This is a genomic window from Streptomyces sp. NPDC027189 (genome assembly GCF_055566975.1).
On record NZ_JBVHRI010000039.1, the window covers coordinates 11,840 to 34,032 of the forward strand.

At 71.4% G+C, this 22,193-nt stretch carries 23 protein-coding genes and 1 pseudogene; 13 read left to right on the top strand and 11 right to left on the bottom strand.

Going from position 1 to position 22,193, the window contains the following annotated elements:
• Positions 1 to 326 precede the first annotated feature (326 nt).
• Entirely contained in the window at positions 327 to 1,157 is an 831-nt protein-coding gene (locus ACZ4RZ_RS45775) for an AfsR/SARP family transcriptional regulator (RefSeq protein WP_467753499.1), read from the top strand.
• 328 nt (positions 1,158 to 1,485) lie between these two features.
• Here the strand turns inward: ACZ4RZ_RS45775 and ACZ4RZ_RS45780 are convergent, their stop codons facing one another.
• Together ACZ4RZ_RS45780 and ACZ4RZ_RS45785 are read right to left on the bottom strand one after the other, a co-directional pair.
• A complete protein-coding gene (locus ACZ4RZ_RS45780; protein ID WP_467753500.1) occupies positions 1,486 to 1,920 on the bottom strand; it encodes a DUF2267 domain-containing protein in 435 nt (144 codons plus the stop codon).
• 66 nt (positions 1,921 to 1,986) lie between these two features.
• A complete protein-coding gene (locus tag ACZ4RZ_RS45785; RefSeq protein WP_467753501.1) occupies positions 1,987 to 2,340 on the bottom strand; it encodes a DUF2267 domain-containing protein in 354 nt (117 codons plus the stop codon).
• Positions 2,341 to 2,482: 142 nt separating this feature from the next.
• Between ACZ4RZ_RS45785 and ACZ4RZ_RS45790 the strand changes: the two are divergent.
• A pseudogene (locus ACZ4RZ_RS45790) lies at positions 2,483 to 3,301 on the top strand (transposase).
• Positions 3,302 to 3,391: 90 nt separating this feature from the next.
• On the opposite strand, the gene ACZ4RZ_RS45795 reads toward ACZ4RZ_RS45790, so the two are convergent.
• The 4 genes from ACZ4RZ_RS45795 to ACZ4RZ_RS45810 form a co-directional block, all read right to left on the bottom strand.
• Entirely contained in the window at positions 3,392 to 4,381 is a 990-nt protein-coding gene (locus tag ACZ4RZ_RS45795; protein ID WP_467753502.1) for an AfsR/SARP family transcriptional regulator, read from the bottom strand.
• A 25-nt stretch (positions 4,382 to 4,406) separates the two neighbouring features.
• Positions 4,407 to 4,601: a hypothetical protein gene (locus ACZ4RZ_RS45800; protein ID WP_467753503.1), complete on the bottom strand. Its 195-nt coding sequence runs from the start codon at positions 4,599 to 4,601 to the stop codon at positions 4,407 to 4,409.
• 11 nt (positions 4,602 to 4,612) lie between these two features.
• Positions 4,613 to 5,692, bottom strand: a complete 1,080-nt coding sequence (locus tag ACZ4RZ_RS45805) for an LLM class flavin-dependent oxidoreductase (protein ID WP_467753504.1) — start codon at positions 5,690 to 5,692, stop codon at positions 4,613 to 4,615.
• A 219-nt stretch (positions 5,693 to 5,911) separates the two neighbouring features.
• Positions 5,912 to 6,160, bottom strand: coding sequence for a hypothetical protein (locus ACZ4RZ_RS45810; RefSeq protein WP_467753505.1), 249 nt, complete (start codon positions 6,158 to 6,160; stop codon positions 5,912 to 5,914).
• Between the two features lie 251 nt (positions 6,161 to 6,411).
• Here ACZ4RZ_RS45810 and ACZ4RZ_RS45815 point away from each other — a divergent pair, with 251 nt between their 5' ends.
• From ACZ4RZ_RS45815 to ACZ4RZ_RS45825, 3 genes are all read left to right on the top strand, one after another.
• Positions 6,412 to 7,233: an AfsR/SARP family transcriptional regulator gene (locus ACZ4RZ_RS45815; protein ID WP_467753506.1), complete on the top strand. Its 822-nt coding sequence runs from the start codon at positions 6,412 to 6,414 to the stop codon at positions 7,231 to 7,233.
• 51 nt (positions 7,234 to 7,284) lie between these two features.
• Positions 7,285 to 8,046 carry a thioesterase II family protein gene (locus ACZ4RZ_RS45820; RefSeq protein WP_467753507.1) on the top strand — a complete coding sequence of 254 codons (762 nt, stop codon included), beginning with the start codon at positions 7,285 to 7,287 and terminating at the stop codon, positions 8,044 to 8,046.
• 103 nt (positions 8,047 to 8,149) lie between these two features.
• Positions 8,150 to 8,416: an acyl carrier protein gene (locus ACZ4RZ_RS45825; RefSeq protein ID WP_467753508.1), complete on the top strand. Its 267-nt coding sequence runs from the start codon at positions 8,150 to 8,152 to the stop codon at positions 8,414 to 8,416.
• A 377-nt stretch (positions 8,417 to 8,793) separates the two neighbouring features.
• On the opposite strand, the gene ACZ4RZ_RS45830 is transcribed toward ACZ4RZ_RS45825, so the two are convergent.
• Entirely contained in the window at positions 8,794 to 9,033 is a 240-nt protein-coding gene (locus tag ACZ4RZ_RS45830; RefSeq protein WP_467753509.1) for a DUF6059 family protein, read from the bottom strand.
• Between the two features lie 174 nt (positions 9,034 to 9,207).
• Between ACZ4RZ_RS45830 and ACZ4RZ_RS45835 the strand changes: the two genes are divergently transcribed.
• The gene (locus ACZ4RZ_RS45835; RefSeq protein WP_467753510.1) at positions 9,208 to 10,158 is read left to right on the top strand and encodes an MBL fold metallo-hydrolase; all 951 of its coding nucleotides are present in this window, start codon (positions 9,208 to 9,210) and stop codon (positions 10,156 to 10,158) included.
• An 18-nt stretch (positions 10,159 to 10,176) separates the two neighbouring features.
• On the opposite strand, the gene ACZ4RZ_RS45840 is transcribed toward ACZ4RZ_RS45835, so the two are convergent.
• Entirely contained in the window at positions 10,177 to 10,353 is a 177-nt protein-coding gene (locus tag ACZ4RZ_RS45840) for a hypothetical protein (RefSeq protein ID WP_467753511.1), read from the bottom strand.
• A gap of 80 nt (positions 10,354 to 10,433) precedes the next feature.
• Positions 10,434 to 10,586, bottom strand: a complete 153-nt coding sequence (locus ACZ4RZ_RS45845; RefSeq protein ID WP_467753512.1) for a YlcI/YnfO family protein — start codon at positions 10,584 to 10,586, stop codon at positions 10,434 to 10,436.
• Between ACZ4RZ_RS45845 and ACZ4RZ_RS45850 the strand changes: the two genes are divergently transcribed.
• Positions 10,578 to 11,903, top strand: a complete 1,326-nt coding sequence (locus ACZ4RZ_RS45850; protein WP_467753513.1) for an RNA-guided endonuclease InsQ/TnpB family protein — start codon at positions 10,578 to 10,580, stop codon at positions 11,901 to 11,903. The genes ACZ4RZ_RS45845 and ACZ4RZ_RS45850 overlap by 9 nt on opposite strands.
• Here ACZ4RZ_RS45850 and ACZ4RZ_RS45855 read toward each other — a convergent pair.
• A complete protein-coding gene (locus tag ACZ4RZ_RS45855) occupies positions 11,900 to 12,181 on the bottom strand; it encodes a nuclear transport factor 2 family protein (RefSeq protein ID WP_467753514.1) in 282 nt (93 codons plus the stop codon). The two genes, ACZ4RZ_RS45850 and ACZ4RZ_RS45855, sit on opposite strands and share 4 nt — an antisense overlap.
• 102 nt (positions 12,182 to 12,283) lie before the next feature.
• Between ACZ4RZ_RS45855 and ACZ4RZ_RS45860 the strand changes: the two genes are divergently transcribed.
• The 3 genes from ACZ4RZ_RS45860 (at position 12,284) to fabG (ending at position 16,935) form a co-directional block, all read left to right on the top strand.
• On the top strand, positions 12,284 to 14,005 hold the full coding sequence (locus tag ACZ4RZ_RS45860) for a class I adenylate-forming enzyme family protein (RefSeq protein WP_467753515.1): 1,722 nt from the start codon (positions 12,284 to 12,286) through the stop codon (positions 14,003 to 14,005).
• A gap of 375 nt (positions 14,006 to 14,380) precedes the next feature.
• A complete protein-coding gene (locus tag ACZ4RZ_RS45865; RefSeq protein ID WP_467753516.1) occupies positions 14,381 to 16,135 on the top strand; it encodes an FAD-dependent oxidoreductase in 1,755 nt (584 codons plus the stop codon).
• Positions 16,132 to 16,935 carry a 3-oxoacyl-ACP reductase FabG gene (gene fabG, locus ACZ4RZ_RS45870; RefSeq protein WP_467753517.1) on the top strand — a complete coding sequence of 268 codons (804 nt, stop codon included), beginning with the start codon at positions 16,132 to 16,134 and terminating at the stop codon, positions 16,933 to 16,935. The genes ACZ4RZ_RS45865 and fabG overlap by 4 nt, the downstream gene beginning before the upstream one ends.
• Before the next feature lie 86 nt (positions 16,936 to 17,021).
• On the opposite strand, the gene tnpB is transcribed toward fabG, so the two are convergent.
• Complete coding sequence (tnpB, locus tag ACZ4RZ_RS45875; protein ID WP_467753518.1) at positions 17,022 to 18,335, bottom strand: IS607 family element RNA-guided endonuclease TnpB; 1,314 nt, start codon at positions 18,333 to 18,335, stop codon at positions 17,022 to 17,024.
• 129 nt (positions 18,336 to 18,464) lie between these two features.
• On the opposite strand from tnpB, the gene ACZ4RZ_RS45880 reads away from it, so the two are divergent.
• The 3 genes from ACZ4RZ_RS45880 to ACZ4RZ_RS45890 are packed head-to-tail and all read left to right on the top strand — an operon-like array spanning position 18,465 to position 22,069.
• A complete protein-coding gene (locus tag ACZ4RZ_RS45880; RefSeq protein WP_467753519.1) occupies positions 18,465 to 19,421 on the top strand; it encodes an aromatase/cyclase in 957 nt (318 codons plus the stop codon).
• Positions 19,418 to 21,175 (top strand): acyl-CoA dehydrogenase, encoded by a 1,758-nt coding sequence (locus ACZ4RZ_RS45885; protein WP_467753520.1) that lies wholly within the window; start codon positions 19,418 to 19,420, stop codon positions 21,173 to 21,175. Before ACZ4RZ_RS45880 ends, ACZ4RZ_RS45885 begins: the two co-directional genes overlap by 4 nt.
• A gap of 12 nt (positions 21,176 to 21,187) precedes the next feature.
• The gene (locus ACZ4RZ_RS45890) at positions 21,188 to 22,069 is read left to right on the top strand and encodes a 4'-phosphopantetheinyl transferase family protein (protein WP_467753521.1); all 882 of its coding nucleotides are present in this window, start codon (positions 21,188 to 21,190) and stop codon (positions 22,067 to 22,069) included.
• The last annotated feature ends 124 nt before the right edge of the window (positions 22,070 to 22,193 follow it).

The window sequence follows — 22,193 nt, forward strand, 5'->3', positions numbered from 1 at the left end:
CTGCCGGAGCAGGGGTGTCGTCGACTGGAGGCCGGGTGCCGCGCTGTTCGCCCGCGCGCGCCGCCGGAGCGTGAAGAGATCTCGTTCCGGGTGCAATGGAAGACGGGTGACGGTCGTGCGCGGAGAGAGGGCCGCGGGCGAGGTGTGGCGGGTGCTCCCGGCGTGATCGAGAGCGGGTGGGGAGAAGAGGACTGCCCAACCGGATTGACAAACCGTCCGTGCTGTTTTTTTATTGGGTCGGGCCAGATGCCGCAGCACGCCCGCTCCGCTGCCGACGCGCTGACCCTGCACGCGCTGACCTGCCTGCACCCAACAGGGGAGAAACCATGGACATCGAAGTACTGGGCCCGCTGTCGGTGCGGGAGCACGGCATGTCGATCGCGCCGACCGCGCCCAAACCCCGGCAGGTGCTGGCTCTGCTCGCGCTCAACGCGGACCACGTCGTGCCGGTGTCCACGCTGATAGAGGAGTTGTGGGACGAGAATCCGCCCCGCAGCGCCCGCACCACGCTGCAGACCTACATCCTGCAGCTGCGCGAGCTCATCGGCGAGGCGCTGGTGCGGGGCGGCGAGGGGCAGACCACGGCCAAGGACATCCTGGTCACCCTGCCGGGCGGCTACCGGCTGGAGACCCGCGGCGGCACCCTCGACTTCCAGGAACTGGAACGGCGCGCGGGTGCCGGTTACCGGGCCATGGACGCGGAGGACTACGCCGGTGCCGCCAAGCGGCTGCGCGACGCGCTGTCGCTGTGGACCGGCACCGTGCTCGCCGACGTCCAGGCCGGCAGCCAGATCACCCTGGAGGTGAGCCGGCTGGAGGAGACCCGCCTGTGCGCCCTCGACCAGCGCATCGAGGCCGACCTGCGGCTCGGCCACCACCGAGGACTGCTGTCCGAACTGACCGTGCTGGTCAACCGGTACCCGATGCACGAGAGCCTGCACGGCCAGTTCATGCTCGCGCTGTACCGCTCAGGCCGGCGCGGTGAGGCCCTCAATGTCTACCAGCGCCTGCGCACCACCCTGGTAAGGGAGTTGGGCCTGGAACCGTCGACGGCGCTCGGCAGGCTCCAGCGGTCCATCCTCATGGCCCACCCCGAGCCCACCCTCACGGCCGGGCCGGAGAGTGCGGCCGGACGCCTCGTCGCCCGAGTGGGCTGACCGCTCGGCCGTTGCAGGACCCAGGCACCCCTCGGCCGTTGCCGGACCCAGGCACCCCCTCCCTCCCGAGTGATCCCCCTTCCGGGAGGGAGGGGGGCACTCTTTCTCCGTAGCGGATTTCCTGAGACACACGCCAACGCGGTATCAGTGCCTGTTTGCGATCCTCGGAGCACGTATGAGAGGTGCTTCCGGCGTCGGTGACGGACCTCATGGCGGCCCTGGCCGCGTCAGCATGATGCCGGTGACCGTGACGCGCTGTGCAGTCTTTGCTGCGCGTGTACGCGTCACGGTCACCGGCATGCTGTGGCGCCGGAAAGGCGCGGCCTGCCTATGCGGCTTGGGTGAGTTCGGCGCGGCCGAACAGCAGCGCGTAGCCGGAGGGGAGCTGGCGCAGGATGCGGGTGATGAGGTCGGGGCCGGCGTAGGCCGCGACGGCGGAGAAGACGGATCCGGTGTCCCAGCGGGTGGTGCCCAGGGAGGCGCCGGTGTGGGCGGCGAGGTCCTTGACGAAGGCCCAGCCGCCCAGCGGCTGGGTGTCGGGGATCTGGGCGGTGAGGATGCGCGCGGCTTCGACGGGGAGGCGGGCGGCCAGTTCGACGCGTTCGTCGCCGGTCAGCTGGCGTCCCAGTCCCGAAAGGACGAGGCGGACGGCTTCCTCGGCCTTCTCCCGGGTGGGGTAGGCGCCTTCGTAGCGGACCTTTTCCAGCATGTGCTCGTACGCCCTCCCGTAGGGCTGCTGGAGCGGTGCGCTCTGGTGGGACATCACTGCGGTGGTTGCCTTTCTGTCACCAGGTCGTGGTGGCCGGTGTGCGGTCACCGGGGTGGGTGGTCAGGTGGGCTGGGGGCGGCCGAAGAGGAGGTCGTAGCCTGCGGGGAGCTGGAGCAGGATCTCCTTGAGGAGGTCGTCGCCGGTGGCGTCGGCGACCGTGGACAGGACGGCGCTGACGTCCCAGGCCGCGGTCTGGTCGGTGGCCCCTTCGATCCAGGCCGCGGCCGCGCGCACGAACCGCTCCGGGGGCAGCGGCTCGGCGCTCTGCAGCGGGTTGAGCAGGATCAGGGCGAAGTCTTCCGGCAGACGCGCCGCGAGCTGGGCGCGTACCTCGCCGACCAGGTGTGCGCCCAGCAGGGCGAGCACCACGCGGGCCGCACGTTCGGCCGCGCTGTACTCGGCTTTCTTTCCCACGGGGGAGCGCCGCTCCGTTGTCTCCACGCAGTTGCCTTCCGCCGGGAATGGTGCGCCGTAGGGGCGGCCGACCATCAGTCGCCCCGTCCCTGCGGCGCGTGATGCTACAACGGGCGCCGGCCGCACGTGAGATGATCTTGGTGTGGCTGGTGTGATCACGGCGTCGGAGCCGTCTTGGACAGCCCCGTTCACCGGGGTGAGCCCGCGCTGTTTCACCAAGCTGGTGACCGCGCTGCGCCGCGAAGGTGTCGATGAGGTGCGGCGGGGCCGGCCGTGGAGCCTGTCACTGGAGGACCGGGCACTGCTGGTTGCCGCGTACTGGCGGACGAACCTGACGCTGCGCCAGCTGGCCCGCTGTTGGGGATCTCGAAATCCGCGGCCAACCGCATCATCGGCCAACTCGGTCCGCTGCTCGCACTCCAGCCGCGCCGGCGGTTCCGCAAGGACGCCGTCCTGATCGTGGACGGCACCCTCGTGCCGACCCGTGATCACCGGGTCGCAGAGCAGTCGATGAATCATCGGTACTCCACCAACCACCAGGTCGTCATCGACGCGGACACCCGGCTGGTCGTGGTGGTCGGCGGTCGGCCAACCCCTGCCAGGCAACCGCAACGACTGCAAGGCGTGGGAACTGTCCGGGGCCAAGGCGGCCGTCGGTAGGACCACGGTGATTGCCGACGGCGGCTATCGGGGCACTGGCCCGGTCATCTCGCACCGGCGCGCGAAGGGGCAGGCGGAACTGCCGGCTCGGAAGGAGGAGCACAACACCTCCTCACACCGCCGGGTCCGTGCCCGTGTCGAGCACGTCTTCGCCCGCATGAAGGACTGGAAGATCCTGCGCGACTGCCGGCTGAAGGGTGACGTCGCCATCAGGGCCGGGCTGGTCCTTCCCGACGTGGCCTGGCCACCGACAGGACAAGCCCCCCGGATTCATCCGGGGGAGGAGTCACCGCAGCGATGAGGACCTGGCCCGCGAGACGGCCCCTGCCGACTGTGGTAGCGGCGCGGCGTGCGAGCAGGGGGGGCTGCCCCGCCCTCGGATGCGCCGTGCCTACTGGCCCGCCGCCCGCTGCGCGACCAGCTGGTCGAACCGGCGCATCAACGCATCCTGCTCCACGGAGAGCCGCTCTATGTGATGCCGCAGCCGGGCGATCTCCCCGCTCAGGCTCAGCACCGTCGCGTCGGGCCCGGCGGCCCCGGCCGGCACGTCTGTGAGGGCCGGAAACGGCATCGGGTGCACCGACGCCATGCGCTCGACCGCCCCTGGTGCTGCCAGGCCCGGGTCGTGCCGCAGGATCGCGTCCATCCGGTCGCGCAGAGCGGGCCCCGGCTCCACGCCCAGCTCGCGCACCAGGCGCTTGCGCGCTCGGTCGTACACGCTCAGCGCCTCCGCCTGGCGTCCGCACCGGTAGAGGGCCACCATCAGCAGGTCGTGGAACCGCTCCCGCATCGGGTGATCCGTCGTCAGTTCCTCCAGCTCGCCGATGATCTCGTCGTGCCGGGCCGCGCGCAGACACGCGTCGTACAGCGTCTCCAACGCGGTGAGCCGCATCTCCTCCAGTTGCGCCGCCTCGGCCGCGCAGATGTCGCCACGGACACTGCCCTCCAATGCGGGGCCCCGCCACAATGCCAGGGCGGCGCGCAGCAGTTCAGCCGCGTGCTGCGGATCGTCCGCGGCGGCGGCCCGGCCCTGGGCGGCCAGTTCGTGGAACTGTTTGGCGTCGGTCGTGTTCCGGCCCAGGCGCAGGACGTAGCCGAGCGAGCGCGTCACGATCCACTCGTGGTGCTGCTCGCCCGACCCTGGCTCGGGCATGGGCAGAAGGCGGCGCAGCCGGGCCACATGCGCCTGCAGCGCGTTCGTCGCGTTGGCGGGCGGGTGTTCCCCCCACAGCTCGTCGATCAGCCGGTGGACGGACACGACGTGCCCGGATTTCACGACGAGCGCGCCCAGCAGGGCGCGTTGCTTGGCGCCCGTGGGAAGGATCTTCAGGCCGGTTCGCTCGTCCCGGATCTCCACGGGACCGAGAATGCGGAACTGCATCTCTTCCTCGTATCTTCCTCGCGCGTCACTCGAGCCGGTCGGGGACGGTGAAGTCCAGGGGGAACGCCTGCTCCTTGCCCTGCACGCGGCCGGTCACCTCTTCGCCGGACGAAGGGCCCGGCAGCCGACCGCCGCCGGGCGCGTCCATGAGCCGGGCGGGATGGTTGCCGGGCCAGTGCCGGACGACGGGCAGCCGCGGGTGCTGCTGTGTGCCGTGCATGTCAGCGCCCCTCACGCGGCCACCGTCGCGGTCACGGCCGGGTCGGCGTCGGTGAAGGCGGGGGCGACCTCCGCGGCGAACAGATCCATGGCGCGCACGGCGCGCCCGTAGGGCACATGTCCCGGGTTGAACTGCAGGCTCAGGCAGATGTCGGAGCCGTACCAGGCGCGGATCGTCTCGATCTGCGTGCGCACGTCGTCGGGCGTGCCGGCCAGGACCTCGTGGTCGGCCAGCGCCTTGTCGAAGTCGTAGGCGCGTGCCTTGTGCGCGAACGTCTCGTGGACCGGGTGCCGCGCGGGGCGCGCGCTCGCCCGGGAGGCGACGGCGCCGGCCATCATCTCCACGTGGTTGCGCTCGGTGGTACGGGCGTTCGCCAGGGCCACGTCCCGGTTCTTGCCGAGATAGCAGGTGTACTTGATCTGGATGCGCCCCGGGCCCTCGTGGGCCGCGGCCCGGCGCGCCGCGCGGTAGGCCGTGGTCATCTCCGCCAGTTGCTGAGGGCTGGTCAGCGAGGGGGCGATCTGCAGGTGGTGGCCCTGGGTGCCCGCCCGCGCGCACGACTCGGCGCTGGTCGCCGATGCGACGAACACCGGCGGATGCGGGCGCTGGTAGGGGAGCGGGAAGCCGGTCACCGGGCCGAACCGGTGCACGTCGCCTTCGAAGCGGACCTCCTGGCCGCTCCACAGGGCGATGCACGCGTCGACGGCCTCGGTGAAGCGGGTGCGGCTTTCCTCCATGGGCACGCCGAACAGTTCGAACTCCTCGGGCCGAAAGCCCTGGCCGAAGCCGACGTCGAGGCGGCCGTGCGAGAGGTTGTCGAGAAGTGCCAGGCGTGCGGCGGTCTGTACGGGGTGGGCGAACGACGAGATGACCGCGCCGGTCACCAGCCGTATGCGGGTGGTCTGCGCGGCCGCTGCCGTCAGGAACACGACCGGGTCGGGGCTGTAGCCGCCGTAGGCGGAGCCGTAATGCTCGCCGGTCTGGACGTGCTCGAATCCCAGTGTCTCGGCAAGCTCGACCAGTTGAAGGCTCTCGTCGTAATAGGTGCTCGCACTCTTCCGCGCCGGGTCGATGGCCGGGAAAAAGTTCACGCCGAATTCCATGGGGCTCCCTCCCGTGATCCGTTTCCGGCTTACCGGAAAACCATGAAAAGCTCTTCGGTTACCGGACCATAGACGGATCGGGGCGCTTGCGGGGCGGACGCGAGCGTCTCTCAAGGAGGCGTGTGCGAGGCCTTGAGGCGAGGAGCCGGGCGTTCTCCGCGGGCGCGGGCGCCTTCAGGCGGCGCGTGCCGTCGTCGGGGCGCGCAATCACCTCCCGCCGGTGGCGAAGCGCGGGCGTGCCATCAGTTCGGGAAAGCCCGCTTCGATTCCGCGCCGGTGCCACGCGGCGATCAGCCGCATCGTGTGGATCGCATCCGGCCCGTGGTCCACCTCCGCCTCGTCGTCCGGGAGTTCGGGCAGCTCCGGCCGCGTGGCACGGGCGGCCATCTGACGCAGCAAGTGCCGGGTCAGGGGATCCGCGTCTGTCGGCACATCACGCTTCGCACGGGTATCCATGAACGGGAAGCTAATAGCGCTCCGACTTTTCCGGAAGGCGCTGCAGGGCGCCCTGCCGAAAGGGTCAGTCCTGTGTCAGTGCCGTGTCAGGAACAGATACGTGGAGAACTGCTCGAAGGCGCCTGGAAGATGACGCTGCGAAAGATTGAGGGCGGCTACGGTTCGTCTCGTCCCCGGCTTGTGAAGAAAAGACAAGAATTCTCTGTGCGGCGCAAAATCGACGCCCATTGGATACCGGTACGGAGGAGACCATGAAGATTCAGGTTCTGGGTCCGCTGAGTGCCGCCGTCAACGGGATGTCGATCGTTCCGACGGCGGCCAAGCCACGACAGATCCTCGCACTGTTCGCGCTCTACCCGGGACGGGTCGTGCCCGTACCCACGCTCATGGAGGAGATCTGGGGCACCGAGCTGCCGCAGAGTGCGCTCACCACCTTGCAGACGTACATCCTCCAGCTCCGCCGCAGGCTGGGCACGGCCATGGGGCCCGGTGTGCCCGGCGCCGCCAAGGACGTGCTGGCCACCCGGCACGGCGGTTACCTGCTGCAGATACCGTCCGAGGCCGTCGACGTGCGCGAGTACGAGCGGCTGGTGGCCGAGGGGCAGCAGGCCTCCGACGAGGACGAGGACGAGCAGGCGGCCGCCGCCTACCGGGCAGCGCTGGACCTGTGGCAGGGCGCCGCGCTGGTCGACGTGCGCGTCGGGCCCATCCTGTCGATCGAGGTCATGCGGCTGGAGGAGAGCCGCCTCGTCACCCGTGAGCGCCGCATCGACGCCGATCTGCGCCTTGGCCGGCATGTCGAGGTCATAGCCGAACTCACCGACCTGATCGCCCGTCACCCGCAGCACGAGGGACTGCACTCGCAGGCCATGGTGGCGCTCTACCGCTCCGGCCGGCAGGCGGCGGCGCTCGGCGTCTACCACCGGCTGCGCAGCCGGCTCATCGAGGAGCTCGGCGTCGAACCCGCACCGCAGTTGCAGCGCCTGCACCACGCGATGCTCGCCGTCGACCCGAAGCTCGACGTCCTGCGCGGGCCGCGCCGCTCCTCCACGTTCGACCTGTACGCCGCCTGACGGGCCGTCCGGTTCAAGCCATTCTCCAGAGGTGTCGGCGAGGCTCGGCCCATGGACGTAAGGCTGTACTGCTTCGCGCAGGCCGGCGCCGGGGTGTCGAGCTTCGGCCGCTGGCAGCAACACTGCGGCCCCGGCACCGACGTCGTCCCCCTGCTGCTCCCGGGGCGTGGGACCCGGCGGCGTGAGCCTCGGGCGACAGATCGCGACGGGCTGCTGGGAGATCTGCTCGGCCGACTCGCCGACGCCGCCGACCAGGGCCCGTACGCGCTGTACGGGCACAGCCTCGGCGGCATGGTCGCCTACACCCTCACCCGTGCCCTGCTCGACGCCGGCCTGCCCGGTCCCGCGCTGCTGGCCGTCGGGGCCTGCCCCGCCCCGCACACCGCCGCCCGCACTGCCGCACCGGGCGAGATCACCACCGACGAGCAACTGCTGGGCTTCGTCGGCGACTTGGGCGCCGCGCCCGACGGACCGCTCGCCGAGCGGGGCAGCGTCTGGCACCGCACCGTCCTGCCCGTGCTGCGAGACGACCTCAAGCTGGCCCGCGCGCTGCGCGCCGCCGCTGTGGACGACGCCACGGGAGGCCCCCTGCCGGTGCCCGTGCTCGCTGTCGGCGGGCGCGACGACCCCGTGGTCGGGCCCGCCGCACTGGACGGCTGGCAGCAGTGGACCAGCGATCGCCTCGTGCGCCGCACGGTGCCGGGCGACCACTTCTTCGTACGCGGCCCGGAGCTGCCCCGGCTCATCGGGCGTGCCTGCCGCGTGGCGCGCCGCACCGCGCCCGTACCCGAACCGGCCGGAGGACACCGGTGAGGGCGCACCGATGACACGGGCCGTCCTCAGCGTCACTGCCCGGCGCTCCTGCCCCGCCCGCTGACCCGCTCGTTCCCACAGCCGCAACCGAAACGGAGAGATCATGGACCGCCTTGAACTCAGCGACCTGAAGGCCCTGCTGCGCGAGTGCGCCGGCGAGGGAGAGGGCGTCGACCTGGACGGCGACGTCATCGACGTCCCGTTCATGGAAATCGGCTACGACTCGCTCGCACTCCTGCAGACCGCCGGCCACATCGAGCGCGACTTCGGGATCACCGTGGACGAGGACGCACTCGAGGAGGCCGACACGCCGCGCGCTTTCCTCGCCCTGGTCAACGGAGCGTTGTCCGCCGCCCGGGCCGTGGCCTGAGCCACGACCGGGCACACCCGGCCAACTGCCCGGGTCGGGCATGCGGAGCGTAACGCCACCACCCGCGCCACCGCCCGCGCCGACGTCTGCGGCGTCGGCGCGGGCCCGGCCGGCCCCGCCCCGGGCGTGCTGCTGCGCTGCGCCCCGGGATCACGCTCCTGCCGAAGCCGGCCGCCCTCGCTGCGGCGTCCACGGCGAGATCCTCAAGCCCGGCGGCCGGCGGATCCGGGACGAACCGGCCGCGGTCAAGGCGCCGGCCGCCGCCGCCGCGATCCCCGTGGAAGCGGGCGGCGGCCGGCACCGCCGAGCCCCCTCACCTCGCGGATCGCCCACGGATCCGTCCCCGTCCACCCGAGGACGGATCCGCCCGACCGCCCTCAGCCCTCGGCGCGCGAACGCCAGCGGATGTCCAGCTCCCGCGTCAGGGCCAGCTCCAGCGACGTCAGCGGCACACCCGCACGCAGCCGCTCCGGGTGGCCCTGGGCAGGCTGCGCCAAGAACGCGTCCGGTGTGCGCGGGCGGTTCATCCCACCGGCCGCGTGGCGCATTCCCAGGGCGACAGGCCCGGACCAGACCTGCCGCAGCAGACGTGACGGCCATCGGCGGCGCTCGCTCATGCGGGCTCCCTCACTCGGTGGATCCGGTGGACCGGCTTCGGCCGCAACGGTCTTAGGTATCGGTCGACAACCGGTCGAGAGCCGCTCGTGCAGGGCGGGTTCGGCCGCTGTCCACCGCGCTGCGAGGTGGACGGAGCAGGCTCGCCAGCACCGAGAACTGCGTGAGGAGACGGCTTGCGCCCCAGCCCCACTGTCCGCACCCCGGTGAGCGCCGTCGCCCCGGCCGGCCGGGCCACCGAGATCGCCGAAGGCGTGCACGCGTATCTCCAGCTGCCCGGCGGCTGGTGCCTGAACAACGCGGGCATCATCGTCTCCGGCGGCCACAGCGCCCTCGTCGACACCACCGCGACCGAGGCCCGGGCCCGCCATCTGCGAGCCACCGCACTGCAGTTGAACCCCACGGCGCCGCGCGCCGTCGTCACCACGCACTTCCACGGCGACCACGCCTTCGGCAACTTCGTCTTCCCCGAGGCCGTCGTGATCGGCCACGAGCGCACGCGCACCGAGATGATGGCGGCCGGACTGCACCTGACGGGCCTGTGGCCGGACGTTCAGTGGGGCGGCATCGAACTCGCGCCGCCCACCGTGACCTACCGCGACCGCCTCACCCTCCATGTCGGCGCGATCCGTGCCGACCTGGAGCACGTCGGGCCCGCCCACACCTCCAACGACACGGTGGTCTGGCTGCCCCGGCAGAAGGTCCTGTTCACCGGTGATCTCGCCATGAACGGGGTGACACCCTTCTGCCTGATGGGCTCGATCGCCGGATCCCTGGCGGCGCTTAAACGGCTGCGCGCGTTCGGCGCCACCACCGTCGTACCCGGTCACGGACCGCTGTGCGGCCCCGAGGTGTTCGACGCCGTCGAAGGCTATCTGCACCTGGTGCAACGGCTCGCCGAGGAGGGCGTGCGGGCCGGCCTGACCCCGCTGGAGACGGCGCGCGGCGCACACCTTGGACACTACGCGGACCTCCTCGACCCGGAGCGGCTGTCCGCCAACCTCCGCCGCGCCTACGCCGAACTCCAGGGCCTGCCCGCCGACGCCCCGCTGGCCATCGCCGAGCGGCAGGCCGCCCTCGACGACATGATCGAGGCCAACGGCGGGCCGCCCTGCTGCCTGGCCTGAACACGCAGGCCCCGGCTCTCACCCGAGGTCGTCCCGGGTGACCTTGCGGGTCGACACGAGCAGCTGTCCGCCGGCGCCGCGCACCAGCACGTCCTCGCACACGCACACCCGGTGCACGCGGGAGACGCCGCCGATCACCGAGGCGTAGACGGTCGTGCAGCAGCGCACCTCCGGGGCGCCGTCCGGGCGCTCCACCGCCGGGTTCCGGGCAGGGTGCCCGGTCCTTCGGGGCCGGGGTGAATGCCCGCTCCCGCGTAGCGGGGCAGAGGTAGCCGTTACGCCCCCTGGGCGGAACGGTGTTCACCATCCGCGACAGCGCGGCGTACGAGCGATACAAGCCATGAGTTCAGGGAGCGGTCGTCAGCCTCGGCGGCGGCCTTGGCCTGCTCGTGCAGATCGTCGGGGAGTCTCAGGTTCACATGCTTCATGGGACCATCATCGAGCTAAAATGGTCCCATGTCAGGTTCCGTATGTACCCGACGCCGCAGCAGGAGCAGCAGATGCTCCTGCACTGCGCGCACGCCCGGTACGTGTGGAACCTCGCCGTCGAGCAGCACTCGCACTGGTACCAGGGCCGCAAGGCCGCGCCGGGCTTCGCCGAACAGTGCAGGCAACTCACCGAAGCCCGGCGCGACAACGAGTGGCTCGGCAACGGGAACGCGGACGTTCAGCAGCAAGCGCTGAACGACTTCGCCAAGGCCAAGAACGCCAGGTTCACCTCCGGGTTCGGTGAGCCGACCTGGCGTAAGAAGTACCGGCACGAGGGATTCCGCGTCATCGGCACCGACCGGGTGCCGGAGTTGACCGATGACGGCAGCGCCAAGCTCAACGCGAAGACCGGCAAGCAGGTCATGGGCCGGTTGGTGGTGGTGCACAAGCTCAACCGCCGGTGGGCTCAGGTCAAGGTGCCCGGCTGCGGCTGGGTCCGCTTTAGGCTCACCCGGCCCGAACTGCCCAAGGCGAAGACTTTCCGTGTCACCTTGCGCAACGGCCAGTGGCACGTGGCGTTCGCGGTCATCCCCCTACCGGTCGAGGCGCCCGGTACGGGCGAGGTCATCGGTATCGACCGGGGCGTGAAAATCACGGCCGCCCTGTCGGACGGGCGGAAGCTGAACTGCCCGCAGCTCACCGTGAAGGAACGCGCGCAGGTCCGTAAACACCAGCGACGTGCCGCACGCGCCCCGAAGGGAAGCGAGCAGAAGACCGCCGAGTACGCCAAGGTCGCCAAGCTCAAAGCACGTGAAGCCGACCGGCGCAAGGACTGGTGCGAGAAGACCAGCACGATGCTGGCCCGCACTTACGGCCTGGTGCGGTTCGAGAAGCTGAACATCAAGAACATGACCCGCTCGGCCAAGGGAACCGCCGAGCAGCCCGGCAAGCAGGTCAAGCAGAAAGCCGGGCTGAACCGGGCGATCCTCGCGCAGGGCTGGGGCCTGCTCCGGCAGCGCACCGAGCACAAGGCCCCCGGCCGGGTCGAAGACGTACCCGCCCCCTACACCTCCCTGCGTTGCTCCGCCTGCGGATGGATCGACAAGAACTCGCGCAAGAGCCAAGCCGAGTTCGTCTGCTCCTTCTGCGGCTTCACCTGCAACGCAGACACCAACGCAGCAACCAACGTCGCGGCAGGACAGGGCGGGATTCCCCGCCCCCGGCGATCAGCCGGTGCCGGAGGGCTGACAGCGGCCACCAGCCGTTCGAGTATCCGTGAACCTCAACCCACCTGGGTTGGAATCCCCCTCTTTTAGGAGGGGGAGGATGTCAAGTCGAACATGCCCATGAAGTCGGTGCCGATCGCCCGCCTCCGCCAGTTCGGCGGCTGCGCCGCGGCCAGGCCGACACGGCCGCGCACGGGCGCCGCAAGGGTCGGCACGTCGAAGACGGCGTCCTCGGTGAACGTGTCCGCCCACCGCGTTGACTCGGCGCGGTCGAGGAGCTGCATCTGGCGCGCGTAAAACTGCTGCACCTGCGCGTACAGGGCGGCGAACGCCGAGTTGTGCGGGGCGAGTTCGGTGTGCGTGGTCATGGCCACTTCCTTCGGTGAGGCAACGGGCTCCGTCGATTCCCCTCACGTTCTGAGGCCGGGGTCGAGCGAGTTTCGAACCTCTCTCAAGCCCCGGCCCCGAGCGTGGTGCGCACCACCACGTCAACCAGCCAGCCCGTCGACCCGTCGAAGGGGGCCTACGCCGTGCCGCACTTCAGCTACCCGCAACTGCCACTGGACGGACTCCTGCGCCGCGCCGCCGCACGCGATCCCCACGCGCCCGCCCTCACCACTGGGCGGGGCACCGTCACCTTCGGGCAGCTCGACGCCCACGCCGACCGGATCGCCCGCTTCCTCGCCCGCGCCGTCGGCCGCCGGGGCGCCGTGGTCGGCGTGGCCAACACCCTCGACGCGGTCTTTCCCGCCGCCTACTACGGCACGAGCCGCAGCGGCAACACCGTCGCCCTGATCAATCCGCTGGTGAACGACAGGGCGCTGCACCACCTCTGCACCGCCGCCGGCATCGAGATCGTCCTGGTCCCGGCAGCCACCGCCGAGCGGCTGCTGAAGCTGCGCGAGCGGCTGCCGCTGCTGCACACCGTCGTCGTCACCGACGCCGATGACGGGGTCGTCCCCGGTGACACCCTCCCGCTGCGCACGGCCCTCGACGGGCTGTCCGAGGAGCCGTACGAGCCGGGCGGGCCGGCCGCCGATCCGTCCTCGGTGGTGTGCGTGCAGTTCACCACCGGGACCACCGGACGCCCCAAGGGAGTTAGGCTCACCCACCGCAACCTCGTCGCCAACGCCGCCCAGACCGCTGCGGCCCAGCGCCTGGGACCCGGCTCGGTCACCCTCAACCACCTGCCGCTGTTCCATGTGATGCACCTCAACTCGGCGGTGTGCGCGGGCGCTTCACAGGTCCTGTGCCAGGACCCGGACCCGGTGGCCTCGCTCGCCCTGGCCGCCCGGGTGGGCGCCACCCACTACTACGGGCTGCCCGCCCGCCTGCACCGGCTCGCCGACGACCCACGGCTGACCACCGCCTGTGCGGGAATCCCGGCGGGCCCGCGGCTGACCGCGGTCATGTCCGGCGGCGCCGCGCTGGCACCCGAGGCCGCCCGCCGCCTGCGCCACGCGCTCGGCGTCCCCGTCGTCCAGGGCTACGGCCTGGCCGAACTCTCCCCGCTGTCCCACATGCAGCGGCTGGGCGAGCCCGCGGTGCGCGGCGCCGTCGGCCCGCCCCTGCCCGGCACCCAATGCCGGGTCGTGGGCCTCGGCTCGCGGGAGCCCGTCGCGGTGTGGTCCACCGGTGAAGTGCAGGTGCGCGGACCCCAGGTGATGGCCGGTTACCTGAGCGACGACGAGCCGTCTGGCATCGACGCGGAGGGCTGGTTGTCCACCGGTGACGTCGGCCGGCTCGACGCGGAGGGCCGTCTGTTCCTGGTGGACCGGCTCGGCGACGTCTTCAAGTACGACAACGAACTCGTGTCACCGACCGGCGTCGAGCGGATCATCGCCGAGGACCCGAGGGTCGCCGAATGCGTCGTCGTGGGCTGGCCGGACGCGGAGCACGGCGCCGTCGTGTGGGCGGGCATCGTCCTGAGCGAGTCGCCCGGCCCCGGGCGGCGCGCCGCGCGCACCGTCCTCGACACGCTGGACTCGGTCGTCGAGGAGGCCAACCGGCGGCTCGCCCCCTTCGAGCGGATCCGCAGGGTTGCGGCCCTTAACGCCGTGCCCCGCACCCCCACCGGCAAGGTCGAACGGCAGGCGCTGAGGCACAAGGTGCGCGCCCTCGCCGCCGCAGCCGACGCCCTGAACCCCACTCAGCGTCCTTCCGCCCGCCCGACAGGAGACCCGCCATGTTGAACCCTCCCCCAGCTGAAGCAGGGGGATTCCTGGCTCACCTCGCCTGCGGACCGGCGGTCCACCAGGTCTTACACGATCAACACCAGCCGGGTTGGAACCAGCCCGGACACATGAAGTTTTGGAGGATGCTGCTGTGCTGGCCTGGCTCTCGCTCAGCACGCCGTGCGCGCTTGGTTCTCGCAACGCACGGTGGGCACCGTACCCGATCATGTGGGCGGTTTTTCGCCCTGGGGGCGAAACCCCGTTTCCTGCCCTGCTCCGCAGGAGTCCGATTCCTCCCCGGCCTGAAGGCCGGGGCGTCCTCGGAGGAATCCGACCGTTCCTCGCCGTCGCCGGCCGCGTGATTACCGCCGTGCCGGTTGCGGCCGGCCTGTGATGAGCTCCGGCCCCGCGGCCGCCGACCCCGACGTCCCCGCCGGCCCCGACGTCCTCGTCGTGGGAGCCGGACCGGTCGGCCTCACCGCCGCCCACGAACTGGCCCGCAGGGGCCTGCGGGTGCGCCTCGTCGACGCCGCGGCCGGGCCCTCCCGCACCAGCCGCGCCGTCGCCGTCCACCCGCGCACCCTGGAGACCTTCGACCAGATGGGAACAGTCGACGGCATCCTCCAGCACGGCCGCCGCAACAGGGCGTTCACCATGTACGCCACCGGCCGACGCCTGGTCCGCCTCGACGCCGACTACACCTCGATGCCCACCCGCTACCCCTACACCGTCATCATCGAGCAGACCCGCACCGAGGCCGTGCTGCGCGCGGCCGTCGCCCGGCTCGGCGTGGAGGTCGAATGGGGCGTGCGTCTGTCGGGGTTCGAGCAGAACGCGACGGGCGTACGAGCGCGACTGACCCACGGTGACAGCGCCGACGAGATGGAGGAAATCTGCACGGTGCCCTGGCTCGTGGGCTGCGACGGCGGCCACAGCACCGTCCGCAAGACCCTCGGCCTGCCGCTGCTCGGCGAGAGCCGCGACACCTGGATGCTCCTCGACGCCCCCGTCCAGATGGACCTGCCGCCCGACAGCATCTACTGGGTCCACACCGGCGGCCAGGCCCTGATGATGGTTCCCTACGCCCGTGAGGGCCACTGGCGCCTGCTCGACACGGCCCCCGACAGCCCCGGTGCGATGGGCCCCGCCGAGCGGTGCGCCACCAAGCTCTCCCGGGGCCTGGGCACCGCCGTACGGGTCGGCGAGCCCGAGTGGACGTCCGTCTTCACCTTCCAGCAGCGCATGGTCCCGCGGATGCACGAGGGCCGCGTGTTCGTCGCGGGTGACGCCGCCCATGTGCACAGCCCGGCTTCCGGGCAGGGGATGAACACCGGCATCCAGGAGGCGTACAACCTCGCCTGGAAGCTCGCCACGGTCCACCGGGGTTACGCGGGGCGGCCGTTGCTCGACACCTACGGGCAGGAGCGGGTCCCGGTCGGCAAGGCCCTGCTCGACTCGACGCGCACCGCCACGTGGCTGGTCCAGTTCAAGAACGCCCTGGCCGCGGTGGCCCTGCCGCTCGTCTTCTGTGTCGTCCGCGCCGTGCCCCCGCTGCGCCGCGCCATCCAGCGCAAGGTGCTGGGCGGCATGTCGGGGCTGCGCCTGGACTACGCCGGCTCGTCCCTGACCACGGCCGTCGCCCCGCCCGTCACCGGCGCGCGCCGACGGCACGGGCCCGCACCCGGCGAACGCGTGTCCGGCGCGGCCACGGTCAGTGACGCGCTGGTGTGCGAACTGCGCGACGTGCGCTGGTCCCTGCTCGTCGCCCCCGGCGGCCACGACGCCGACAGCGTTGTTGTGCGCGCGGCGTGCGAGGCGGCCCACCGGTTCGGCGCCTGGCTGTCCGTGCGCTGCGTCGGCGGCAGCGGCGCGGGACCCGGGCCGCTGCCCGACCCGGACGGCACCCTGTGCGCCGCCCTCGGCCTGGAGGCGGGCTCCTGGGCGCTCGTGCGGCCCGACGGCTACCTCGCCGCACGGGGCGACCTGCTGACCCCAGGGGCGCTCGCCGAGGCGCTCGCCCCGGTCCACCTCGTGGCCGGTGATTGTGCAGCGCCTCTCAAGCGGCCCTCCGGCGGCCTTCGAGCCGTTCAGGACACGGTCGAGACCGAGAGCACAACCGGCGCCATGGAAATGGAGAGAACACGATGACGTCATCCCCGTCCTCACCGTCGCCCGCGAAGCCGGTCGCCCTGGTCACAGGCGCGACAAGCGGCATCGGTCTGGCCGTCGCCCGCGACCTCGGCCGTCGCGGCCACCGCGTGTTCATCTGCGCGCGCACCGCAGAGCAGGTCAAGCAGACCGTCGAGGACCTGCGCGAGGAGGGCCTGGAAGCCGAGGGCACCGTCGCCGACGTGCGCTCCGCGGAGTCCATCACAGCGCTCGTCCGTGCCGCCGTCGACGCCTTCGGCCCGATCAGCGTCCTGGTCAACAACGCCGGGCGCAGCGGCGGCGGCCCCACCGCCGGCATCTCCGACGAGCTCTGGTACGACGTCATCGACACCAACCTCAACAGCGTCTTCCTGCTCACGCGCGAGGTGCTCAAGAACGGCGGCCTGGCCGACGCCCGCGGCGGACGCATCATCAACATCGCCTCGACCGCCGGCAAGCAGGGCGTCCTGCTCGGTGCCCCCTACTCCGCCTCCAAGCACGGGGTCGTCGGCTTCACCAAGGCGCTCGGCAAGGAGCTCGCCCCCAGCGGCGTGACCGTCAACGCGGTCTGCCCCGGCTACGTCGAGACGCCGATGGCCGAGCGGGTCCGCCAGGGCTATGCCAGCGCCTGGGGCACCACGCAGGAGCACGTGCAGGAGCAGTTCGAGGCGAAGATCCCGCTCGGCCGCTACTCCACACCGCAGGAGGTCGCGGGCCTCGTCGGCTACCTGACCACCGAGCACGCCGCATCCATCACCGCACAGGCGCTCAACGTCTGTGGTGGCCTGGGCAACTTCTGACCGCGCCGTTCACCGAGTTTCTACGAATCTCGGTGATTCGCCCATTGCTGGGCGAAGGTCCCCGTCTCACTCAATACCGGGAGGTGTCAATGCGGGGTAGACGCTTCAACGCCACCGGCCCCGCAGGGCGGGGTCTTACGGTCGGCTCCACGTCCGTTTTCTGTCTCCGGGCCACTCCCGGCGACGTGCCGCTTCACGAGCGCGGCGAGGTTCAGTGCCGCGTTCTCGTCCCGGTCGAGGACGAGTCCGCAGTGTTCGCACACGTACATCCGTATCCGCAGAGGCAGTTTGGGTGTCACTGCCTGGCATCCGGAACACGTCTTGCTGCTGGGGAACCAGCGGTCCGCCACTTCGAGCGTTCCGCCGTTCCACTGGGTCTTGTAGGCGAGTTGACGCCGGATCTCGCCGAACCCGGCGTCGGCCACGACGCGGGCGAGTCTGCGGTTCTTGAGCATCCCCGAGACGTTGAGGTCTTCCACCACGATCGTGCCGTACTCGCGGGCCAGGCTGGTGGTGAGCTTGTGGAGCGCGTCCCGCCGCAGGTTCGCGGTGCGGTAGTGCACCCGGTTGCGGGCCGCATCCGCGCGCTGCCAGCGCTTCGAGGGCTGCTGCCCGGTGCGCCGGTCAGGGCCCAGGCGGCGGGCGACCGTACGGGACAGGCGGCCGAGCTTGCGGCGCGCGGCGTCGTAGTGCTTGGGATTCTCGGCGGCCGGGCGGCCGTCGGAGAACACCGCGAGGTGCCTGATGCCCAGGTCGACGCCGATCACCGCATCCGCCCGGCCCGGGGTAGTCTCGGCGCGCTCGACTTCGCAGGTGAAGGACACGAACCAGCGGCCCGCCTCGCGGCGGACGGTCGCCGACTTCACCACCGCCCTACCGGCCGCGATCCGGCGGTGCAGCTTCCGTGTGGACTCATGCGTCCTGATCGTTCCCAGGACCGGGAGCGTGACATGCCTGCGGTCGTCTTCCAAGCGGATCGTGCCGGTGGTGAACCGAACCGACGCCATGGTCTTCCGCTTCGACTTGTAGCGAGGAAAGCCCATCCGCAGGCCCTTGCGCTTGCCGCGCTTGGAATCGGCCCAGTTCTTCAAGGCCCGGGCGAGCTGCTCCAGCCCGGTGGCGTACGCCTCCTTCGAGCACTCCGCCCACCACGGCGCCACCTCGCTCTTCGCTGCGTTCCAGGCCTTGCGCAGGGAATACATCGACCAGCCGAACGACGGCGTCAGATCGTCCTCGGCAATGCCGTAGGACCCCTCCGCCTCCCGCTGCCCGAGGTTCGCCTTCACCTGCGCGATACCCCAGTTGAACGCCACCCGGGCCGCACCGGCATGCCGCAGCAGCGCGCCGACCTGACCGGGCGTCGGGTCCAGCGCAAACCGGTAGGCATGCGTGACGATCACCCGGTCAGGCTACCGGCCACCACCGACAACACCCCGACCAGTAACAGAAGTTGACAAACGCTGAGATCCGATGACGAAACCCGCAGCAGTTACGAACCCTCTCCTGATCCGGAAAGTGAGGAACTGGCCATGTCCGCTGAGCCAGTGCATCGCACGACGCACGAGGTGACCGTGGCCGCGCCGGCGGGCGTGCTGTACGGGTTGATCTCCGACGCCATCCGCTGGCCGCTGTTCTTCCCGCCCAACGTGCACGTGGAGCAGCTCGAGTTCGACGGCGGGCGCGAGCGGCTGCGCATGTGGGCCACCGCCAACGGCCAGGTCAAGTCGTGGACCTCGCGCCGCACCCTGGATCCGCAGCGGCGGCGCGTCGAGTTCCGGCAGGAACTGCCCGCCGCCCCCGTCCAGTCCATGGGCGGCACCTGGATCGTCGACGCGCTCGGCGCCGACCGGTCCCGGCTGACGCTGCTGCACGACTTCACTGTCGCCGCGGACAACCCGGACGACGTGGCATGGGTGGAGCGGGCCACCGACACCAACAGCCGTGCGGAGCTGGACAATCTGCGCCGGCTCGCCGAGCAGTGGGGCCGCCTCGACGACCTGGTCCTGTCGTTCGAGGACTCGGTGCGCGTGAACGGACCGGCAGAGCTGGTCTACGACTTCCTCTACCGGATCGGCGACTGGCCCGAACTGGTGCCGCACGTCTCCCGGCTCGACTTCACCGAGGACCAGCCCGGCGTCCAGGTCATGTCGATGGACACGCGCACGGCCGACGGCTCCTCGCACACCACCGAATCCGTCCGGGTCTGCTTCCCGCACGCCGGACGCATCGTCTACAAGCAGACGGCCACCCCGCTGCTGATGTCGGCGCACACCGGTGAATGGTCCGTCGTACCCGACGAGAGGGGCGTCACCGTCCTCGCACAGCACAGTGTCGTGCTGCGCGAGGAGAACATCACGAAGGTGCTGGGCGAGGACGCGGAGGTGAGCGAGGCCCGCCGCTACGTCAGGCAGGCTCTGGGCCGCAACAGCACGGCGACGCTCAACCTCGCCAAGAAGCACGCAGAGAGCGCGGTCACAGTCCTGTGACGGGCACGCTGATCCCCCGGACATCCGCGGCCGACGCCGCGCCGTCCGACGGCGCCGAGCGCGCCGCGTGGATCGAGGAACTCCTCGGCGACCCGGCCGATCCGCGCAACCCGCACGGCTATCGCTGGCTTCTCGACGCCGACGAGCGGCGCCGCACGCCGCAGGCCACCGAGGCGCTGCTCACCGATGCCGGGCTCGCCGCCGAGTTCGTCCCCCGGGAGCTCGGTGGCCGGCTCGCCCGCCCCGACATGCTCGCCCGCGTGCTGCGACCGGTCTTCCGCCGCGACGTCGCCCTCGGCTTCGGTTACGGGATCACGGCCCTGTTCGGCGCGTCCGCCGTCTGGGCGGCGGGCGACGACCAGCAACGCGAGCGCACAGCCCGGCATCTGCTCTCCGGGGGCGGCGGCCGTGTCACGATCCTGCACCACGAACTGACCCACGCGAACGCGATCCTGCGCGACGAGTTCACGGCGCGCCCCGCCCCCGGCGGCGGCTTTGTCCTCGGCGGCCAAAAGGACGTCATCATCAACGCCGAGCGGGCGGACGCGTTCGTCATGTACGCGCGCACGGCGACCTCGGCAGGCCCGAAAAGCCACTCCGTGCTGCTGCTCGATCGTGAGCGGCTCCCGCCGGGCGGTCTGCGCAGACTGCCGCGGGTTCCCACCCCCGGAATGCGCGGCAACCGGTTCGCGGGACTGGAGTTCACCAACTGCCCCGTCCCCGCCGGCACCCTCGTCGGAGACATCGGTGACGGTGTCCCGCTCGCCCTGCGCACCTTCATGGTCAACCGCTGCCTGATCCCCGCCACCGTCGTCGCCGGGGTCGACAGCGCTCTGCGTTTCGCGGTGCGGGCCGCGACCACCGGCCGCGCCGGCGGACAGCCGGCGCGCCGTCACCACGCGGTGCTCGCCGGTGTCTTCGCCGACCTGCTGGCCTGCGACAGCATGGCCGTCATCGGACTGCGTGCGCTGAGCCTGCTGCCCGACAGTGCCCATCTGGTGGCCGCTGCCGTCAAGTTGGCCATGCAGGACCTGCTGCGCGAGGACCTGGAGGAGCTGGCCACCGTCCTGGGGGCCCACGGCTACGACCGGGGGCCTTTGTACGGCGGCTTCCAGAAACTCGGGCGGGACCTGCCCGTCGCCGGGCTCGGCCATGCCGGCAGCGCGGCCTGCCAGGCCGTGCTGGTGCCGCGGCTGCGCGCCCTCGCCCGCACGTCGTGGTTCTCCACCAAGGAGCCCACCGCGCGCCTGTTCCGGCTGTCCACTCCCGTCCCGGACCTGGACTACCGCGCGCTGTCCCTGTCGGGCGGCGACGACGTGCTCACCGCGACTCTCCTCGGCGCCGCCGAACGGCTCGGGCCGCTGCGCGCCGCCGGCCCGCTGGGGACGGCACTCGCCGATCTCGCGGACGCCTTCGTCCAGGAGATGCGCGACTTGCGCGAGCAGTGCGGCGCGCTCCCGGAATCGGTGCGGGACACGCTCGCCGACCCGCGGGCCTGCGTCCTCGTCGACCGCTACGTCCTGGTGCTCGCCGCCGCCGCATGCCTGGGGGTGTGGGAGGGCAAGGACGGCACGGACTCCTTCCTCGCGCAGCCGGCCTGGCTGGTGCTCGCCCTCTCCCGGATCGGACGCAGGCTCGGCGTCCCGGTCCCCGAACTGCCCGACGGCGTCAGGCAGTCCGTCCTTAAGGAGGTACTCCTGCGGTTCCGGGCAAGCCGCAGCTTCGACCTGTACGACACGCGCATCGCGGGCTAGAAGGGAGCCACCGTGGATCAGCAGGCGATCGGCGAGCCCATCCATGTCCTGCCCGCCGGGCCGTGGCGGCAGGTGCACGAGCAACTGAGCGCCCACGGCCATGCGGTCGTCCACACCACCTGGGGTGAATGGCTGCCCGCCGCTCTCACCCAGCCCAGACTGCGCCGGCTGCTCGGGCGGCGGGACTGGGCCCGCTGCCGGCGCATCGCCGACCCGACAGTGCGCCACCGATTCGTCGCCTCACGCCTGCTGATGAAGTACACGGCGGCGGCCGCGCTGCGCACCGGACCGGAGTTGCTGGACGTTTCCTACCGGCTCGGCGGGCGCCCGTATCTGCGCGGCTTCGACCAGCTCGATCTGAGCCTCACCCACACCGGTGACCTGATGGCGGTCGGGCTCAGCAGAGACGGACGGATCGGCGTCGACGTGGAGCCCGCCGACCGCCAGATGCGCTTCGACCTGCTGCAGGCCCAGATGTGCACGCCGACGGAGGCAGCCGAACTGGCCCCGCTGGCGGAGGACGAACAGACCGAGCAGACACTGCGGTTGTGGACGCTGAAGGAGGCCTACACCAAGGCGCTCGGCCAGGGGATGCGGCTGCGCTTCACCGAGTTCGGCTTCGGCCTGCGCACGGGCCGCCTGCTCGCCCCGGACGGCACGCTCGCCTCCCGTGCCGAGTGGGCCTTCGCCACGCACCGGGTCCTGGGCCGCTATGTGTTGAGCACCGCCTGCCACGACGCGGGCCTGGACACGGCACACGACATGTCGGCGCGCACCATGCTCGATCCGGGCTTCGCCGCGGTCATGGCGGACTCCTCCCCGCCACCGCGTGGCGCGCCCGGACCCGCACGCGCTCACGGGTCCTTGAGGCCGACCGGGAAGCAGGGGGCGTAGGCGAGTTGCCCGCCGCACAGGCCGCCTGGCGCGCGCATCTGCGCGCGAGCGCGCCCACCGGCTCGCCGCCCCGCGCGCCGTGCCGGTGTCCTCGCCGCGCCCACAGCGCCGCACGCAGGGCGGC

What these genes read in the sequence shown, in the direction of transcription:
- ACZ4RZ_RS45865 (WP_467753516.1), top strand. Translation starts at nt 14,381, where the DNA reads ATGAGCTCCGGCCCCGCGGCCGCCGACCCCGACGTCCCCGCCGGCCCC.
- ACZ4RZ_RS45830 (WP_467753509.1), bottom strand. Translation starts at nt 9,033, where the DNA reads ATGAGCGAGCGCCGCCGATGGCCGTCACGTCTGCTGCGGCAGGTCTGG.
- ACZ4RZ_RS45815 (WP_467753506.1), top strand. Translation starts at nt 6,412, where the DNA reads ATGAAGATTCAGGTTCTGGGTCCGCTGAGTGCCGCCGTCAACGGGATG.
- ACZ4RZ_RS45775 (WP_467753499.1), top strand. Translation starts at nt 327, where the DNA reads ATGGACATCGAAGTACTGGGCCCGCTGTCGGTGCGGGAGCACGGCATG.
- ACZ4RZ_RS45855 (WP_467753514.1), bottom strand. Translation starts at nt 12,181, where the DNA reads ATGACCACGCACACCGAACTCGCCCCGCACAACTCGGCGTTCGCCGCC.
- ACZ4RZ_RS45880 (WP_467753519.1), top strand. Translation starts at nt 18,465, where the DNA reads ATGTCCGCTGAGCCAGTGCATCGCACGACGCACGAGGTGACCGTGGCC.
- ACZ4RZ_RS45810 (WP_467753505.1), bottom strand. Translation starts at nt 6,160, where the DNA reads ATGGATACCCGTGCGAAGCGTGATGTGCCGACAGACGCGGATCCCCTG.
- ACZ4RZ_RS45780 (WP_467753500.1), bottom strand. Translation starts at nt 1,920, where the DNA reads ATGTCCCACCAGAGCGCACCGCTCCAGCAGCCCTACGGGAGGGCGTAC.
- ACZ4RZ_RS45800 (WP_467753503.1), bottom strand. Translation starts at nt 4,601, where the DNA reads ATGCACGGCACACAGCAGCACCCGCGGCTGCCCGTCGTCCGGCACTGG.
- ACZ4RZ_RS45795 (WP_467753502.1), bottom strand. Translation starts at nt 4,381, where the DNA reads ATGCAGTTCCGCATTCTCGGTCCCGTGGAGATCCGGGACGAGCGAACC.
- ACZ4RZ_RS45850 (WP_467753513.1), top strand. Translation starts at nt 10,578, where the DNA reads ATGCTTCATGGGACCATCATCGAGCTAAAATGGTCCCATGTCAGGTTC.
- ACZ4RZ_RS45845 (WP_467753512.1), bottom strand. Translation starts at nt 10,586, where the DNA reads ATGAAGCATGTGAACCTGAGACTCCCCGACGATCTGCACGAGCAGGCC.
- fabG (WP_467753517.1), top strand. Translation starts at nt 16,132, where the DNA reads ATGACGTCATCCCCGTCCTCACCGTCGCCCGCGAAGCCGGTCGCCCTG.
- ACZ4RZ_RS45820 (WP_467753507.1), top strand. Translation starts at nt 7,285, where the DNA reads ATGGACGTAAGGCTGTACTGCTTCGCGCAGGCCGGCGCCGGGGTGTCG.
- ACZ4RZ_RS45825 (WP_467753508.1), top strand. Translation starts at nt 8,150, where the DNA reads ATGGACCGCCTTGAACTCAGCGACCTGAAGGCCCTGCTGCGCGAGTGC.